This is a genomic window from Achromobacter sp. Marseille-Q0513 (assembly GCF_018195695.1).
In the GTDB taxonomy this organism is placed as follows: Bacteria; Pseudomonadota; Gammaproteobacteria; order Burkholderiales; family Burkholderiaceae_B; genus Achromobacter.
Genome location: NZ_JAGTJY010000003.1, coordinates 51576 through 66726 on the forward strand (window position 1 = coordinate 51576; position 15151 = coordinate 66726).

General features: G+C 67.0%; 18 protein-coding genes. 7 read left to right on the forward strand and 11 right to left on the reverse strand.

Features of this window, described 5'->3' with window-relative positions; translation table 11 throughout:
* Positions 1–11 precede the first annotated feature (11 nt).
* Positions 12–848, forward strand: a complete 837-nt coding sequence (locus tag KDH83_RS01565; protein WP_349291590.1) for a ChbG/HpnK family deacetylase — start codon at positions 12–14, stop codon at positions 846–848.
* Between the two features lie 12 nt (positions 849–860).
* Here KDH83_RS01565 and KDH83_RS01570 read toward each other — a convergent pair whose 3' ends face one another.
* Positions 861–1724, reverse strand: coding sequence for a LysR family transcriptional regulator (locus tag KDH83_RS01570; RefSeq protein ID WP_212312360.1), 864 nt, complete (start codon positions 1722–1724; stop codon positions 861–863).
* A 111-nt stretch (positions 1725–1835) separates the two neighbouring features.
* Between KDH83_RS01570 and KDH83_RS01575 the strand changes: the two genes are divergently transcribed.
* Entirely contained in the window at positions 1836–2312 is a 477-nt protein-coding gene (locus KDH83_RS01575; protein WP_212312362.1) for a multidrug/biocide efflux PACE transporter, read from the forward strand.
* On the opposite strand, the gene KDH83_RS01580 is transcribed toward KDH83_RS01575, so the two are convergent.
* The 9 genes from KDH83_RS01580 to KDH83_RS01620 form a co-directional block, all read right to left on the reverse strand.
* A complete protein-coding gene (locus tag KDH83_RS01580) occupies positions 2299–2952 on the reverse strand; it encodes a GntR family transcriptional regulator (RefSeq protein WP_212312364.1) in 654 nt (217 codons plus the stop codon). The two genes, KDH83_RS01575 and KDH83_RS01580, sit on opposite strands and share 14 nt — an antisense overlap.
* Positions 2952–3917, reverse strand: a complete 966-nt coding sequence (locus tag KDH83_RS01585; RefSeq protein ID WP_212312365.1) for a branched-chain amino acid ABC transporter permease — start codon at positions 3915–3917, stop codon at positions 2952–2954. Before KDH83_RS01585 ends, KDH83_RS01580 begins: the two co-directional genes overlap by 1 nt.
* Positions 3918–4820, reverse strand: coding sequence for a branched-chain amino acid ABC transporter permease (locus KDH83_RS01590; RefSeq protein ID WP_212312366.1), 903 nt, complete (start codon positions 4818–4820; stop codon positions 3918–3920).
* A 109-nt stretch (positions 4821–4929) separates the two neighbouring features.
* Positions 4930–6135 (reverse strand): ABC transporter substrate-binding protein, encoded by a 1206-nt coding sequence (locus KDH83_RS01595; RefSeq protein WP_212312367.1) that lies wholly within the window; start codon positions 6133–6135, stop codon positions 4930–4932.
* A 56-nt stretch (positions 6136–6191) separates the two neighbouring features.
* Positions 6192–6902: an ABC transporter ATP-binding protein gene (locus KDH83_RS01600; protein ID WP_212312368.1), complete on the reverse strand. Its 711-nt coding sequence runs from the start codon at positions 6900–6902 to the stop codon at positions 6192–6194.
* Positions 6895–7650: an ABC transporter ATP-binding protein gene (locus tag KDH83_RS01605; RefSeq protein ID WP_212312426.1), complete on the reverse strand. Its 756-nt coding sequence runs from the start codon at positions 7648–7650 to the stop codon at positions 6895–6897. The genes KDH83_RS01600 and KDH83_RS01605 overlap by 8 nt, the downstream gene beginning before the upstream one ends.
* Before the next feature lie 76 nt (positions 7651–7726).
* Positions 7727–8638: a dihydrodipicolinate synthase family protein gene (locus tag KDH83_RS01610; RefSeq protein WP_212312369.1), complete on the reverse strand. Its 912-nt coding sequence runs from the start codon at positions 8636–8638 to the stop codon at positions 7727–7729.
* Positions 8639–8850: 212 nt separating this feature from the next.
* Positions 8851–9738 (reverse strand): alpha/beta fold hydrolase, encoded by an 888-nt coding sequence (locus tag KDH83_RS01615; RefSeq protein WP_212312370.1) that lies wholly within the window; start codon positions 9736–9738, stop codon positions 8851–8853.
* 115 nt (positions 9739–9853) lie between these two features.
* Complete coding sequence (locus KDH83_RS01620) at positions 9854–10741, reverse strand: LysR family transcriptional regulator (protein ID WP_212312371.1); 888 nt, start codon at positions 10739–10741, stop codon at positions 9854–9856.
* Between the two features lie 93 nt (positions 10742–10834).
* Between KDH83_RS01620 and KDH83_RS01625 the strand changes: the two genes are divergently transcribed.
* Both KDH83_RS01625 and KDH83_RS01630 read left to right on the forward strand, forming a co-directional pair.
* Positions 10835–11239, forward strand: a complete 405-nt coding sequence (locus KDH83_RS01625; RefSeq protein ID WP_212312372.1) for a CidA/LrgA family protein — start codon at positions 10835–10837, stop codon at positions 11237–11239.
* Positions 11229–11924 carry an LrgB family protein gene (locus KDH83_RS01630; protein ID WP_212312373.1) on the forward strand — a complete coding sequence of 232 codons (696 nt, stop codon included), beginning with the start codon at positions 11229–11231 and terminating at the stop codon, positions 11922–11924. The genes KDH83_RS01625 and KDH83_RS01630 overlap by 11 nt, the downstream gene beginning before the upstream one ends.
* A 6-nt stretch (positions 11925–11930) precedes the next feature.
* Here the strand turns inward: KDH83_RS01630 and KDH83_RS01635 are convergent, their stop codons facing one another.
* A complete protein-coding gene (locus KDH83_RS01635) occupies positions 11931–12575 on the reverse strand; it encodes a LysE family translocator (RefSeq protein ID WP_212312374.1) in 645 nt (214 codons plus the stop codon).
* Positions 12576–12750: 175 nt separating this feature from the next.
* Between KDH83_RS01635 and KDH83_RS01640 the strand changes: the two genes are divergently transcribed.
* The 3 genes from KDH83_RS01640 (at position 12751) to KDH83_RS01650 (ending at position 15139) form a co-directional block, all read left to right on the forward strand.
* Positions 12751–14229 (forward strand): PLP-dependent aminotransferase family protein, encoded by a 1479-nt coding sequence (locus KDH83_RS01640; protein ID WP_249204754.1) that lies wholly within the window; start codon positions 12751–12753, stop codon positions 14227–14229.
* Positions 14230–14239: 10 nt separating this feature from the next.
* Positions 14240–14584 carry a TIGR01244 family sulfur transferase gene (locus tag KDH83_RS01645; protein ID WP_212312375.1) on the forward strand — a complete coding sequence of 115 codons (345 nt, stop codon included), beginning with the start codon at positions 14240–14242 and terminating at the stop codon, positions 14582–14584.
* A 90-nt stretch (positions 14585–14674) separates the two neighbouring features.
* The gene (locus KDH83_RS01650; RefSeq protein WP_103272441.1) at positions 14675–15139 is read left to right on the forward strand and encodes a universal stress protein; all 465 of its coding nucleotides are present in this window, start codon (positions 14675–14677) and stop codon (positions 15137–15139) included.
* Positions 15140–15151: the final 12 nt, after the last annotated feature.

Consider the following 15151-nt stretch of genomic DNA (forward strand, 5'->3'; position numbering starts at 1 on the left):
GGCGTGCAGATATGGAAGTACGGGGTGAGTTCTTGATCAAGAACGTGATTGTGTGCGGCGATGATTTTGGCATGAACGCCGACATCGATGAAGCCATGATTTCGTTGGCCGGGCTGGGGCGCATGAGCGCGGTCAGCTGCCTGACGCTGGGGCCGACGTTCCAGGCGAACGCGGCGCGCCTGGCCATGTGCGACATCGATCTCGGGCTGCACCTGAACCTGACCGAAACGCTGTCGGACGGCGCCGAGATCATGCCGCCCCTGTCCCGCCTGATCATGCGCGCCTATGCCGGACGGCTGGACGCCGCCTGGGTCGATGCGCAGCTCGAACGCCAGTTCGACGCTTTCGAGGCCGCGTTCGGGCGCATGCCCGACTATGTCGACGGTCACCAGCATGTGCATCAGTTGCCGGTCGTCCGTCAGCGCCTGCTGGCCTTGCTCAAGCGTCGCTACGGCGCACGCATGCCCTGGCTTCGGCAGACCGCGCCTGGCGTGCTCAGCGGCATTCCGCTCAAGGAATCGTTCAAGGCCCGCGTGATCGGCGCGCTAGGAGCTGCCGCGCTGGGACGGGACGCCGCCAGGGATGGCCTGCGCACCAATCGGCGCATGCTGGGCGTCTATGGATTCGAGGGCGGCAAGCGGCATTATGCAGAGCTGCTGCAGAACTGGCTTTTCAATGCCTGCGACGGCGATCTGCTGATGTGCCATCCCGCCAAGGACAGCAGCGGCGATTGCGCCATGTCGCGCCAGCGCCGCGCGGAATACGAAGTGCTGGCCTGCCCGAAGATGGGCGAATGGCTGCGCACCAACGGCGTGCGCATCGCGCGCCTGGACGCCGCGCCGCACTGATCCCGCGCGGTCTCACGCCTCGATCAGGCTCTGCAACAGCCAGGCGCCGGCGGGACCCAGCGCGCGCCGCATGGACCAGACGGCGTCCACCCGGGTGTGCCGAGGCCAGCCCGGCACGGGCAGCTCCACCAGCTGATCGGCGCCGTAGCGCTGCACCATCCAGCGCGGCAGCTCGGTCCAGCCATATCCCTGGCTGGCCATTTCGCACAGCATCAGATAACCCGGCGCCGACCAGGTCGATTGCGCCGGACTATCGTCCTTGTTGTCCAGTTCGTAGGTGCTGAGCCGCAATTCGCGTTCCGCGCGCAGCTGCTCGCTGGACACGTGCGGCAAGGCGGCCAGCGGGTGGCCACGGCCCACGCACAGCACCAGCTCCGATTTTTCCTTCAACGCTGAATAGCCCACGTCCGGCGGATAGCTGTCCTGCGCCGCCATCAGGCCCAGGTGCGCGCGGCCCTGCTGCACCAGGGCCACGACGTCCTCGTATTCCGCGATCAGGCATTCGAACCGCAGCGTGGGATAGCGCCGGTCGATCTGGCGGAGCATGGTGGCGAAGGTCTCGGACTGGAAGGTATCGGACAGCACCACGGTCAGCCGGGGTTCCTGTCCTTCGGACAATTGGCTCGCGCAGCGGTTGAGCCGGTCATTGGCCGCCAGCACCTGTTGCGCCTGCGCCAACAGGGCCTGGCCGGCTTCGGTCAGCGACGGCTGCCGCTGGCGGCGGTCGAACAGGGACACATTCAGGTCCACCTCCAGGTTGGCGATGGTCTCGCTGATGGTGGACTGGCTCTTGCCCAGCTTGCGGGCGGCGGCGGAGAACGAGCCTTCGGCGGCGACCAGCGCGAAGGCGGCCAGCGATTCCAGGGAGTGGCGCATGATGAGGGCTTATGGTGTTATCGGTTTTTCCGATGGAAACCATCTTTATGGTACCGGAATAGTCGTGGACAATCTGCCCCGTTGATGAAACAAACGACCTCAGGTGGGTCCATGACGCAAGCCAAGAAAACCCTCAAAGAACGATTCCTGCACGCTTTCCTGTTCGAAATCCTGGCCATCGGCCTGTGCGCGCCCGTCGCCGCATGGGCCATGGGCAAATCGCTGTTCGAAATGGGCGTGTTGACCGCCGTGATCGCCTGGATCGCGCTGGTCTGGAACATGATCTACAACGCCGGTTTCGACCGCTTGGAAAACCGCTATGGCCTGACGCGCAATCTTCGGCTGCGCGTCATCCACGCCTTCGGCTTCGAACTGGGCCTGATCCTGATGGTGATCCCGCTGGCCGCGTGGTGGTTGGAAATCACCCTGTGGCAGGCCTTCGTGCTGGATATCGCGCTGGTGCTGTTCTACCTGCCCTACGCGTTTTTCTACAACCTGGCCTACGACAAATCCCGTTCGCGGGTGATTCGCTGGCTGGAGCGCCGCCGTGGCGACGCGTGCGAGGCGGCCGCGGTCACGCCCCGATGACCTTGCGCGTGAACGTTTCCAGGTAGTCCATCAGCGCGTCCGCGCCCCGGATGGCCGCGGATTCGTCGCCGGTGGCGATGCCCTCGGCCATCAGCATGTGCCGGCGCGCGCCCTCGGCGATATCGCCCTCGTGCTGGTAGGCATACCAGAAGCGACGGCACTGGATGATCAGGGGCGACACCGCGTTCACCGCGGAGGCATTGCGGCAGGCGGCATGGCAGACGTGGTCCAGCAGCTGGTCGGCGCGCATGTAGTCGTCCAGGTTGCCGCCTTGTTCGGCGGCGCGGATCATCTGCGCCGCGCAGTCCACGATCTGGCTGCGTTGGGCCGGCGTGGCGCGCCGGGCGGCGTGGGCCGCGATCAACTGCTCAAGCGCCCGGCGGGTCTGGATCAGGTCCATGTGATCGGCCAGCTGGATCATCGACACGCGCAGGCCGCGTCGCGGCTCCTGGCGGATCAGGCCGGCCGCCACCATGCGCAGCAGCGCCTCGCGCAGCGGCGTGCGCCCGAGGCCGGTCATTTCCACCAGGTCGGCTTCCACGACCGCGCTGCCCGGCTGCAGCTGCAGGGTGGCGATCATGCTTTCGATCCGGTCGTAGGCGATGTCCGCCGCGCGCCGTTTGGGTTCTGCTACAGCCATCAGTTATTACTTTCCTTCGTTCTGCGCCATTGCGTGTAAGCCAGCCATTCGCCGACGAATCCGCGCCGGAAGAACGACACGCACAGCACGAATATCAGCCCGATGACGATGGTGACGACATCGCCCAGCGTGGCCAGGTAGTTCTGCAGGCTGACCACCAGCGTGGCGCCCACGACCGGCCCCCACACCGTGCCGATGCCGCCCAGCAGCGTCATGAGCAGCACTTCGGTGGAAGTCGCCAGCGAGACATCGTTCAGCGCCACCAGTTGCAGCACCAGCGCCTTGAGCGAGCCGGCCAGGCCGGCCACCGCGGCCGACAGCACGAAGGCCAGCAGCTTGCACCGGTCAGTATCGTAACCTAGCGAAATCGCGCGCGGCGCGTTGTCCCGTATGGTCTTGAGCACCTGGCCGAAGGGGGAGTGGATGACCCTGTAGACGAACAGGAACCCTAGCGCGAAGACGCCCAGCGTGAAGTAGTACATGTGCGTGTCCACGCTCAGGTCCACCAGGCCCAGGAAGCGTCCGCGCGGGATGCCCTGCATGCCGTCCTCGCCGCGCGTCCAGCCGACCTGCACCGCCATGAAGTAGGCGACCTGGGACAGCGCCAGCGTGATCATGGCGAAATAGATGCCGGTGCGGCGGATGGCCAGCCAGCCGATGGCATAGCCGATCGCCGCCGCCATGGCCACGCCGCACAGCATGGCGATTTCCGGGGGCAGGCCGCGGGCGCCATACAGGATCATCATCTGGCCGGCGGCGTAGCCGGCCCAGCCGAAGAAGGCGGCGTGGCCGAAGGACACCAGTCCCGTGAAACCCGTCAGCAGGTTGAAGGCCAGCGCGAACAGCGCGAAGCACAGCACCTTCATCACGAACACGGGGTACACGATCTGCGGGAACAGCGGCACCAGCAGCGCCGGCACCAGCAGCAGCGCGAGGATGCGGATCGAAAGCGGAAGGCGCGACACTTACTTCTCCTTGCCGAACAGGCCCGCGGGGCGCGTCAGCAGAACGACAGCCATGACGATGAACACCACCACGGTGGAAGCCTCGGGATAGAACACCTTGGCCAGTCCTTCCAGCAGGCCCAGCGCGAGCCCGGTGACGATGGCGCCCATGATGGATCCCAGCCCGCCGATCACGACCACGGCGAACACGATGTTCAACAGGTTCGAACCCATCAGCGGATTGATCTGCATCACCGGCGCCGCCAGCACGCCCGCGACGCCCGCCAGGGCCACGCCGAAGCCATAGGTCAGCGTGATCATGACGGGCACGTTCACGCCGAAGGCCTGCAGCAGCCTGGCGTTCTCGGTGCCGGCGCGCAGCAGGGCGCCCAGCCGGGTGCGCTCGAACAGATACCAGGTGACCAGGCACAACGAGAGCGAAGCCACCACCACGAAGGCGCGGTAGGCCGGCAGGAACATGAAGCCCAGGTCGAAGCCTCCCTGCAGGCTATCGGGCGGCTCGTAGCCCACGCCGGAAATGCCGTAGAAGTAGCGGAAGCCGCCCTCCATCATCAGCGCGATGCCGAAGGTGAGCAGCAGGCCGTAAAGATGGTCCAGATGGTAGAGGCGCTTGAGCAGCGTGCGCTCGATCACGACGCCGACCGCGCCCACGATCAATGGCGCCAGCACCAGCGCGGCCCAGAAATTGACCTGCATGTCGGGCCCGAGCAACTGCGGCAGCTGGGTGAAGCCGATCCAGGCCAGGAAGGCGGCCATCATGAACTGGGCGCCGTGCGTGAAATTGACGATATTGAGCAGGCCGAAGATGATGGCCAGCCCCATGCTGAGGATGGCGTAGAAGCAGCCATTGATCAGCCCCACCAGCAGTTGGGCGAGCAGGGCGGGAAGCGAAATGTCGAACATGGTAGGCGGCAGGTGGGCGCGCGATGCGTCGGTTTCCGGAAGGACGCCCCGCGCGACGGGCGCGGGGCGGAACGGCGGGCGCGGGCCGGGCGGCGGCGCGCCGGCGTCGCTACGACTTGTTCAGCGGGCAGGCGGCCTGGGGCTTGGGGAACACCTCTTCGCCCTTGAGCACCGCCTTGACGTTGTAGTAGTCCCACGGCGCCTTGGATTCCTTGGGCGTCTTGACCTGGAGCAGCAGCATGTCGTGCACCAGGGCGCCGTCGGCGCGCAGCTTGCCATTGCGGATCACGGCGTCGTTGATGGTCATCTCGCGCAGCTTGGCCATGACGGCGGGCGCGCTGTCGGTGCCGGCCGCCTCGACCGCCTTCAGGTACGACAGCGTGGCCGAGTACACGCCGGCCTGCGAGGCCGTGGGCATCTTCTTGGCCTTCTCATAGAACTTCTTGGCCCAGGCGCGCGAAGCGTCGTCGTAGTCCCAGTAGAAGGCCTCGGTCAGGTACATGCCTTGCGCCTTGGCCAGCCCCATGCTGTGCACGTCGGAGATATAGGTCAGCAGCGGCGCGACGATCTGTTTCTTGTTGATGCCGAATTCGTTGGCCTGCTTGACCGCGTTGACCGTGTCGTTGCCGGCGTTGGCCAGCGCGATCACGTCGGCCTTGGACGCCTGGGCCTTGAGCAGGAAGGACGAGAAGTCGTTGCCGGGGAAGGGGTGGCGCGACACGCCCACGACCTTGCCGCCGTTTTCCTGGATGACCTCGGTGGCGTCCTTTTCCAGCGAGTGGCCGAAGGTGTAGTCGGCGGTGATGAAGTACCAGCTCTGCTTGCCTTCCTTCACCAGCGCGCGCGCCGTGCCGGCCGCCAGCGCGTAGGTGTTGGTGGTCCATTGAGCGTTCAGCGGCGAGCACTTCTCGCCCAGGATGGCGGTGGACAGTCCCGCCGAAGGCATGGTGACCCGGTTCTTCTGCCGTGCGATCTCCATCACCGCCAGCGCGGTGGACGCGGTGGGGAAGTCGGTGATCATGTCGACCTTGCCCTGGTCGAACCATTCCCGGGCCAGGTTGGCGGCCACGTCGGGCTTGTTCTGGTGGTCCGCCGCCACGACCTCGATCGGCTTGCCCAGCACCTTGTTGCCCATTTCCTCGGCCGCCATGCGGGCGGCGATCACGGAGCCGTTGCCCGCCAGATCGGAATACACGCCGGACAGGTCGGTCAGCACGCCGATCTTGACCAGGTCGTCGCTGATGGCGCTCTGGGCATGGGCGGCGCCCGCCAGGCCCAGGGTGAGCAAGGCTGCTGCGATTCGATTCAGTTTCATCTGACTACGCTCCGTATAGGAATTGGGGACTGCGGTCGGAAGGAAAGCGGGGAACATCAAATGCCGAGCAGGGCGTTGAGCCGGTCCTGCGAGTGCTGCACTTCGGCGCGCTCGATCACCGCGGCCACCTGGCCGTGTTCGATCACGTAGTGGCGATCGGCCAGGTGCTGGGCGAAGCGGAAGTTCTGTTCGACCAGCACGGTGGTGTAGCCGCGCTCTTTCAGTTGCCGGATCACGCGGCCCAGCGATTGCACGATGACGGGCGCCAGGCCTTCGGTGATTTCGTCGAGCAGCAGCAGGCGGGCGCCGGTGCGCAGGATGCGAGCCATGGCCAGCATCTGCTGCTCGCCGCCGGACAGGCGCGTGCCCTGGCTCTGGGCGCGCTCCTTCAGGTTCGGGAACATCTGGTAGATGTCCTGCACCGACATGCCGTCCGGCCCCACCGTGGGCAGCAGCATGAGGTTTTCCTCGGCGCTGAGCGAGGCATAGATGCCGCGCTCCTCGGGGCAGTAGCCGATGCCGCGCCGGGCGATCTTGTGCGGCGGCAGGCCCACGGTTTCCTGGCCCTGCACCTTGATCGAGCCGCTGCGCCGGCCCACCAGTCCCAGGATGGACTTCAGGGTCGAACTGCGCCCGGCGCCGTTGCGGCCGAGCAGCGTCACGCATTCGCCGGGTTTCACATCGAGGTCGATGCCGTGCAGGATGTGCGATTCGCCGTACCAGGCGTGCAGGTCGCGGATTTCCAGCATGCTGGCCGCCTCATTCATCTTCGGCTCCCATGTAGGCGACGCGCACCGCCGGGTCGGCCGAGACTTGTGCGTAGGAACCTTCGGCCAGGATCTCGCCCCGTTGCAGCACGGTGATGGTGTCGCAGATGTCCGCCACCACTTTCATGTTGTGCTCCACCATCAGGATGCTGCGGCCGGTCGACACCTGCTTGATCAGGTGCTTGACGCGGTCCACGTCCTCGTGGCCCATGCCCTGGGTCGGCTCGTCCAGCAACAGCAGCTCGGGTTCCAGCGCCAGCGTGGTGGCGATTTCCAGCGTGCGCTTGCGGCCATAGGGCAGGTCGCCGGCCGCCACGTCCAGGTGCGTGCGCAGGCCCACCTGATTCAGCAGTTCCTCGACGCGGGCGTGCAGCCGGTCCAGCGTGCTTTCCGAGCGCCAGAAGCAATAGTCCACGCCCAGTTTCCGTTGCAACGCCACGCGCACGTTCTCGCGCACGGACAGTTGCGGGAACACTGCGGAAATCTGGAACGAGCGCACGATGCCGCGGCGGGCGGTCTGGGCGGGGCGCTCCTGCGTGATGTCGATGCCGTCGTACAGGATCTCGCCGCGCGTGGGGACGTGGAACTTGGTGAGCAGGTTGAAGACCGTGGTCTTGCCGGCACCGTTGGGTCCGATCAGCGCGTGGATGGCGCCGCGCCGCACCGAGAGATTGACGTCGTTGACGGCCACGAACCCGCGGAATTCCTTGGTCAGGCCCCGGGTCTGAAGGATGATGTCGCTTTGCATGGTGTCCAGGATGCGGGCGGGACGGCCGCCGCGACGCGCTGGCGCGTCGTCACGGCGGATCAAGGGACGGCGGGGTCTACTTGGATTGGTACTGCGCGGGCCGCTTGGCCAGCGCCGCCTGGATGATGGCGGCGCAGCGCTCGCGTTCCGCGCCCACCAGGGGCAGCCGGGGGCGGCGCACGTGGTCGTTGCCCACGCCGGCCAGCGTTTCGGCCAGCTTGATGTTCTGCACCAGCTTGGTGGAGACGTCCAGGTGCAGCAGCGGCGTGAACCATTGGTACAGCGCCAGCGCTTCCTGCCATTTGCCGGCCTTCATCAGTTCATACAGGGACACGGTCTCGCGCGGGAATGCCGTGACCAGGCCGGCCAGCAGGCCGTCGGCGCCCAGGGCCAGCGCCTCGAATGACAGATCGTCCACGCCGATGAAGAGCTGGTAGCGGTTGCCCAGCGCATTGCGCAGATCGGTGATGCGGCGGATGTCGTCGCTGCTTTCCTTGATGGCCACCAGCCATTCGCAATCGGCCAGTTCGGCCATGTGCTCGGGCTTGAGGTCCACGCGGTAGGCCACGGGGTTGTTGTAGATCATGCAGGGCTTGCGCGCCGCTTCAGCCATGGTGCGGATGCTCTGCATGGCCTCGCGCGCATCGGCCACGTAGATGAGCGAAGGCATCAGCATGAAACCGTCCACGCCCAGCGCCACCGCTTCCTTGATGAAGCGCAGCGCTTCGCGGGTGCTGGTCTCGGATACATTGGCCAGCACCGGGATCCGGCCCGCGCTGGCTTCGAGCGCGCAGCGCGTCACCGCCAGCTTTTCCTCCAGCGTCAGGGTGCTGGCCTCTCCCAGGGAACCGCAGGTCACCAGCCCATGCACGCCGTTGTCGATCAGGAAGCCGAAGTGCTTGCGCATCGCGTCGAAGTCGAGCGTTTCGTCGGCGTGGAATTTACTCGTTACGGCAGGAAACACGCCCTGCCAGCGCACGTTGCCCAACTTGATTCTCCTCGGAATGCCGGTGCCTCAATGGCGAGGTTTCGGACTGGAGGCAAGTCTAATATTCGACAAATATATTTAGTAGATATTTTTATTGAGGAGTTTCCCGAGGCGGGCTTACCCGAGGCGGGCTAACCCGAGGCGGGCTTACCCGAGGCGGGTTTTCCCGGAACGTGCGTGGAAGGAAAAGTGGCCAGCCGCGCGGGCGGCGGCTAGCCCTGCTTGCGGCCGTAGGCCCGCGAGGCGTCGCGCATGAAGGCGCCCACCGCCGTTTCGTACTGCGCGCCGCTGCGGAACGCGCCCGAATGCGAAGCGCCTTCGATCTTCACCAGCCGCTTCAGGCCGGGCGTGACGTTGTGGGCCGCCTCGTACAGTTGATCGCTCATGGTGTGTGGCACCACGCGGTCGGCGGTGCCATGCATGAACAGCATGGGCGTGCGCATCAGCGCCACCTTCTCGATTGAATCGAAGGGCTGCGTGATCAGCAGGCTGGCGCCGGGCAGCTTGCCCCATTTCATCGTCGCCAGCATCGCGCCGATGCTGGTGAAGCTGGATTCGACGATCAGGCCGGCGAACGGCGGCTGGTTGGGCCGGGACGCCAGGTCGATGGCGATGGCGCCGCCCAGGCTGTGCCCGTAGATGAAACGGCGCGACGGGTCGGGCTGGCGCCGGGCCAGCTCCCGCAAGCCGGCGACGGCGTCCTGTTGCGCGGTGGTCTCGGATGGCAGGCGCGGCGTGGACGCGCCGAAACCGCGATAGTCGATCGCCAGCACCGAATAGCCCATGCGGGTCCAGCCCTCGATGCGGAAGGCGGCGCCGTTCAGGCTCCAGCGCGCGCCGTGCAGGTAGAGCACCGTAGGTGCGTCGGCGCGCGGACTTTGCCAGTACCAGGCGCGCACGCGTTCGCCGCTGCCGACATCCAGGTCGAAGACCTCGGTGCCGGCGGCAGGTTCGCGCCACCAGGTCTGGGGCTGGGGTTCGGGCGCGAAGATCCTTTGCCGTTGCCAGGCGTCGAGCTGTGTGCAGCCGACGACGCTGGCGGTGGCGAGCACGGCGACGCCGATCAGGCGGCGGAAGGCGGGGCGGGACAAGGCGGGCATGTTTGGTATGACGGTTGGGCGCCAAGGGTGGTTCCCCAGGGCGCCGGAAGGGCGGCTAGAGCATACCCCGGGCGCGCACGGGCTCGGCGCGCGCCTGGTGTCCAAATGTACTTGCCTACTGCGTGATTGGACGCGGATCGCGCGTCAGCGCCAGCCAGGCCTGCGCCGCGTGCGACAGATAGCCGCCGCGGCGCCAGACCTGCACCATTTCCCAATCGGTGCCGGGATCGCGCAACGGCACGCGGCTGACGCCGGCGTGGGTTTCCTCGTCGGCCTTGATGCGCGGCAGGAAGGCCACGCCCAGGCCGGCGGCGACCAGGGCGACGATGAAGTCGGTCTGCCCGCTGCGCGCCGCGACGGTGGGCGTGAAGCCTGCCCGCTGGCAGGCATCCTGGATGATGCGGTTCAACGCGAAACCCGTCTCGAACAGGATGAAGGGCGTGTCGCGCAGCTCGACGAGGCCGACCGCGGCCGCGCGGGCGCGCGGATGATCGGCCGGCATCAGCGCGATCAGCGGTTCGCGCGCCACCGGCTGCCAATCGAAGTTGTCGGGCACCGGACGCAGCGTGGCGGCCAGTTCGATCTCGCCCGCCATCACCATCTCTTCCAGCCGCCGGCTGCCGTGTTCCACCAGGCTGATTTCGATGCGCGGATAGCGGCTGCGAAAGCGCGCGAACAAGGGCGCGAACAGCGAGCTGCTGCCCAGCCGGGGCAGGCCCAGGCGCAGCACGCCGCGCTGCAGGCCGCGCAGCGCATCCAGCTCGGCGCGCAGATCGTCGCGTTCCGCCAACATCGACAAGGCGCGTCGATAGACGATTTCGCCGGCCTCGGTCAGCCGGGGCGGGTAGACCTGGCGGTCCAGCAATGGCATGCCAAGCTCGTCTTCCAGCTGCTTGATCGCCTTGCTGACCGTGGGTTGCGTGGCGTGGATGGTCTTGGCGGCCTGGGAAAAGCCGCCCTGGCGGACAACCTCGACCAGGGCGCGCAAGGGGCGCAATTCCATGGGTATTCCTAAATAGAATTCTATGCATTCATCGAATTCATTTTATCTATGTGTCCGGCGGGCGTAAAACGAAAGGGCCGTAGGAATCCTCATATGTTCTTGTCCCGTCGTCTTCTATACGCGCGCATCGCCCTGCGCCGCAGCCGCCTGCTGCAAATCGGGCTTTTGATCCTGTTTTCCCTGCTTGGCCAGGTGCTGGCCGGCTGGTCCGGCCTGCCGCTGCCCGGCGGCGTCATCGGCCTGGGCCTGGTGCTGGCCTTGCTGGCTTCGCGCTTGCTGCGCGCCAGCAACCTGCAGCGCGGCGCCAGCCTGCTGCTGGGCGAGATGCTGCTGTTCTTCGTGCCGGCGGTGATGTCGCTGCTGGATCACCGCGAATTCATCGGCATGCTGGGCCTGAAGCTGTTGCTGGTGATCGTGCTGGGCACCGCCCTGGTCATGGCGGGCACGGCGATCACCATCGAGCTGTGCCATCGCTGGATGAACCGCCATGCGTCCTGAATTCCATCTGGTGTTCTGGCCGGCGGCCACGGTGCTGGCTTATGTTTGCGCGCGGTTGTCGTACCGGCGCCATGCGCGCTGGTGGACGTCGGCGCTGGTGCTGGCGCCGGCGCTGCTGCTGGCACTGGCCTTGGCGCTGCACACGGGATATCGGGAATACATGGCGGGATCGCATTGGCTCACCGCCATGCTCGGTCCGGTGATCGTGGCCTTCGCCCTGCCGCTGTACCAGCAGCGCGCGCTGATCCGCCGTTACTGGCCGGTGCTGACCGCCGGGGTGGCCGTGGGCAGCATCATCGCCGGCGTCAGCGCCTGGCTGCTGGGCGGCATGCTGGATTTGCCGGCGGATCTGCGGCTGAGCCTGCTGCCGCGCTCGGTCGCCACGCCGTTCGCGATGACGGTGTCATCGCATGTGGGCGGCGTGCCGGATCTGACCGCCGTGTTCGTGATCGTGACCGGCGTGGCCGGCGCGGCGATCGGGCAGCTGGTGCGCGGCTGGCTGCCGCTGCGTTCCGCGCTGGCGCGCGGCGCGTTGTTCGGCATGGGCGCGCACGGCGCGGGAACCGCGAAGGCCCGCGAGCTGGCGGCCGAGGAGGGCGCGGTCGCGGGCCTGGTGATGGTGATGGCGGGCCTGTTCAACGTGCTGGTCACGCCGGCCGTGGTGGCCGGCCTGCTGGCCCACTGACGGGTTTCAGCGCAGCAGGTCCAGCGCGATTGGATACAGCGAGGCCACCAGCAGCAGCGCCATGCCGACGTTGAAGGCGCGGATCGCGGCGGGCTTGTGCAAGACGCGGCGCAGCGCGGTGCCGAAGGTGACCCAGACGCCGACGCTGGGCAGGTTGACCAGCCCGCAGACCACGGTGGCGATGACCAGATTGGCGAAGAAGCTGGCCTGCGGCGTGTAGGTCGCGATGATGCCCACCGCCATGACCCAGGCCTTGGGATTGACCCACTGGAACGCGGCGGCCTGCAGGAAGGTCATGGGCCTGGCGCGGCTGACGCCGTCCTTCATCTCGCCGGCATTGGCGATCTTCCAGGCCAGGTACAGCAGATAGGCCGCGCCGGCGTACTTCAGCACGGTGTACAGCGAAGGAACCTGCTGGAACACCGAGCCCAGGCCGATGCCGACCAGGAACACCATCAGCGTGAAGCCGATGCTCACGCCGAGCAGGTGCGGAATGGTGCGGCGGAAGCCGAAATTCAGCCCGGACGTGGCCAGCATCACGTTGTTGGGTCCGGGCGTGATCGAGCTGACCAGCGCGAACAGGGCCAACGGGCCGAGCAGCGACAGGGAGGTGAGGGGCACGTCGGCCCAGCTGGCGGGGATCAAACTCATGTTGCGGTCCTTATGGGTGCCCGGCATTCGCTTACGGAAATGTCTGCGCGATGGGGCGAGCCGCCGGACGCGCACTTGCGGGTCGGCGGCATTGCTGTCACTCTACGCATAGTCATCGGTACAGTACCGGTACACTTTGGCAACTCACTTTATCAACTGGCCTGGTGGTAATCCCATGACAGTCGCTCCCGCCACGTCTTCAACCCTGCCCTGGCAGCCCGTGCGCCAGGCCGATGCCACGTTGGTGGCGCAGTTGGCCGAGGGCTTGGCCCGCCGTATCGACGAACAGGGCCTGCGCCCCGGCACCCGCCTGCCATCCATCCGCAAGATGGCCGAGCAATCCGGCGTCAGCCGCTTCACCGTGGTGGAAGCATACGACCGGTTGGTCGCTCGCGGGCTGGTGCAGTCGCGGCGCGGGGCGGGCTTTTTCGTGCGCGCCCGCAGCGGCCCCCTGGCCGCCGCCGCGCCCGCGCCTGCCAATACCCTGGCCGCGCCGGCCAGGGTGGACGTGGCCTGGCTGCTGCGCAGCATGTTCCGCGAGACGTCCGCCCACGGCATGCCGGGCGGCGCCGGCCTGCTGCCGCCGGACTGGCTGGATCCCGAAATGGTGGCGGGCGCCGTGCGCGCGGTGGGCAGGTCGGTGCGCGGCCAGCTCGTGTCCTACGGCCACCCGCAGGGCTTCCTGCCGCTGCGCCAGCAGATCGCCGCATCGCTGCAGAGCGAGGGCGTGCCCGCCCATCCCGAACGCAATCTGCTGACCACCAACGGCGTCACGCACGCGCTGGACCTGATCGCGCGGCACCTGGTCAAGCCCGGCGATACCGTGCTGGTCGAGGATCCCGCGTGGTTCCTGATTTTCGGCCGGCTGGCGGCGTTTGGCGCCCGGTTGATCGGCGTGCCGCGCGGACCGGACGGTCCGGACACGGCGCTGCTGGAACAGCTGGCCGCCGAGCACAAGCCCAAGCTCTTCATCATCAACAGCGCGGTCCACAATCCCACGGGCCATACGCTGTCGGCCGGCATCGCCTACGACATCCTGCGCATCGCGGAACGTCACGATTTCCTGGTGGTCGAGGACGATACCTACGGCGATCTGCATCCGGGCGGCGCCATGAAGCTGGCCGTGCTGGACCGGCTGCGGCGCGTGATCCTGGTGAGCGGCTATTCCAAGATGCTGGCCGCCAGCCTGCGGGTGGGCTACGTGGCGGCGCACCCCGACATCCTGCAGAAGCTGGCGGACCTGAAGATGCTGGCCGGGTTGACCTCGCCGGAGCTGGGCGAGCGGGTCATCCACCGCGTGCTGATGGAAGGCCAATACCGCCGCCACGCCGAGCGCGTCCGCGCCCGGGTCGACGAGGCCCGCCGGCGCTGCGTGCAAGGGCTGACGGCGCTGGGTCTGACCGTGCCGCGCGAACCGCATGCCGGCATGTTCGTGTGGGCCGACTGCGGACGCGACAGCGAGGTGCTGGCGCGCGAGGCGGCCGACCAGGGCCTGCTGCTGGCGCCGGGCACGCTGTTCTCGCCGTCGCAGGCGCCGTCCGCCATGGTGCGTTTTTCCGTCACGATGGTGGACCACAATGACATCTGGGCCAAGCTGGAAAAACTCTTCACGCCCGGCCTCTCCTGCAATAATAATGGGCAGCACTCCACCTGAAGGAACCGCCATGTCCGCACCGATCAAGCCCCTTACCGAGAACTTCGCCGTCGCGCCGCAGCTGGGCCCCGACGACATGGCCGACGTGGCCGCCGCCGGCTACAAGAGCGTCATCATCAACCGTCCGGATTTCGAGGGCGGTCCCGACCAGCCCACGGCCGCGGACGTGTCCAAGGCCGCTCTGGCCGCGGGCCTGCAGATCGAATACCAGCCGGTCGTCGGCAGCGCCATGACGATCGCCGACGTGCAGCGTTTCGCCGAGCTGCTGCATACCTTGCCCGGCCCGGTGCTGGCCTACTGCCGCACGGGCACCCGGTGCACCAATCTTTACGCCGCCGCCCAGCAGCTGGCTTGATCGGCGTCAAGGGCGCCAGGTTCGCTTGATGCGAACCTGGCGGGTTTTTCCGGTAGCATGGAGACTGTCCTCAAACCAGGAGCAGGCAAGATGTTCAAGAAGATCCTGATTCCCACCGACGGTTCGCCGCTGTCCGCGCAGGCCGCCAACGCGGGTATTTCGTTCGCGCGCTCCGTGGGCGCCGAAGTCGTTGCCCTGTACGTGACCCAGCCCTTCGCGGCCACCATCGGCTTTGACGGCATGGCGGCTGCCTATGCCATCACCGACGAAGACTACGAGAAGGCCTCGGCCGAGCAGGCCGACAAGTACCTGAAGCAGATCACCGATCGCGCCGACACCGCCGGCGTGAAGTCCGAGTCGCGCGCCGTGTCCAACTTCAACGTGGCCGATGGCATCGTCCAGGCCGCCGCCGACCAGGGCTGCGACCTGATCTTCATCGGTAGCCACGGCCGCAGCGGCCTGTCGCGCCTGCTGCTGGGCAGCGTCACCGCCAAGGTGCTGTCGCTGGCCAGCACCGCCGTGCTGGTGTATCGCGTCAAGGAAGACAAGAAGTAAGCGCGCGGGCGG

What these genes read in the sequence shown, in the direction of transcription:
- KDH83_RS01645 (WP_212312375.1), top strand. Translation starts at nt 14,240, where the DNA reads ATGTCCGCACCGATCAAGCCCCTTACCGAGAACTTCGCCGTCGCGCCG.
- KDH83_RS01640 (WP_249204754.1), top strand. Translation starts at nt 12,751, where the DNA reads ATGACAGTCGCTCCCGCCACGTCTTCAACCCTGCCCTGGCAGCCCGTG.
- KDH83_RS01590 (WP_212312366.1), bottom strand. Translation starts at nt 4,820, where the DNA reads ATGTTCGACATTTCGCTTCCCGCCCTGCTCGCCCAACTGCTGGTGGGG.
- KDH83_RS01635 (WP_212312374.1), bottom strand. Translation starts at nt 12,575, where the DNA reads ATGAGTTTGATCCCCGCCAGCTGGGCCGACGTGCCCCTCACCTCCCTG.
- KDH83_RS01600 (WP_212312368.1), bottom strand. Translation starts at nt 6,902, where the DNA reads ATGAATGAGGCGGCCAGCATGCTGGAAATCCGCGACCTGCACGCCTGG.
- KDH83_RS01565 (WP_349291590.1), top strand. Translation starts at nt 12, where the DNA reads ATGGAAGTACGGGGTGAGTTCTTGATCAAGAACGTGATTGTGTGCGGC.
- KDH83_RS01620 (WP_212312371.1), bottom strand. Translation starts at nt 10,741, where the DNA reads ATGGAATTGCGCCCCTTGCGCGCCCTGGTCGAGGTTGTCCGCCAGGGC.
- KDH83_RS01650 (WP_103272441.1), top strand. Translation starts at nt 14,675, where the DNA reads ATGTTCAAGAAGATCCTGATTCCCACCGACGGTTCGCCGCTGTCCGCG.
- KDH83_RS01615 (WP_212312370.1), bottom strand. Translation starts at nt 9,738, where the DNA reads ATGCCCGCCTTGTCCCGCCCCGCCTTCCGCCGCCTGATCGGCGTCGCC.
- KDH83_RS01580 (WP_212312364.1), bottom strand. Translation starts at nt 2,952, where the DNA reads ATGGCTGTAGCAGAACCCAAACGGCGCGCGGCGGACATCGCCTACGAC.
- KDH83_RS01630 (WP_212312373.1), top strand. Translation starts at nt 11,229, where the DNA reads ATGCGTCCTGAATTCCATCTGGTGTTCTGGCCGGCGGCCACGGTGCTG.
- KDH83_RS01595 (WP_212312367.1), bottom strand. Translation starts at nt 6,135, where the DNA reads ATGAAACTGAATCGAATCGCAGCAGCCTTGCTCACCCTGGGCCTGGCG.
- KDH83_RS01570 (WP_212312360.1), bottom strand. Translation starts at nt 1,724, where the DNA reads ATGCGCCACTCCCTGGAATCGCTGGCCGCCTTCGCGCTGGTCGCCGCC.
- KDH83_RS01625 (WP_212312372.1), top strand. Translation starts at nt 10,835, where the DNA reads ATGTTCTTGTCCCGTCGTCTTCTATACGCGCGCATCGCCCTGCGCCGC.
- KDH83_RS01605 (WP_212312426.1), bottom strand. Translation starts at nt 7,650, where the DNA reads ATGCAAAGCGACATCATCCTTCAGACCCGGGGCCTGACCAAGGAATTC.
- KDH83_RS01575 (WP_212312362.1), top strand. Translation starts at nt 1,836, where the DNA reads ATGACGCAAGCCAAGAAAACCCTCAAAGAACGATTCCTGCACGCTTTC.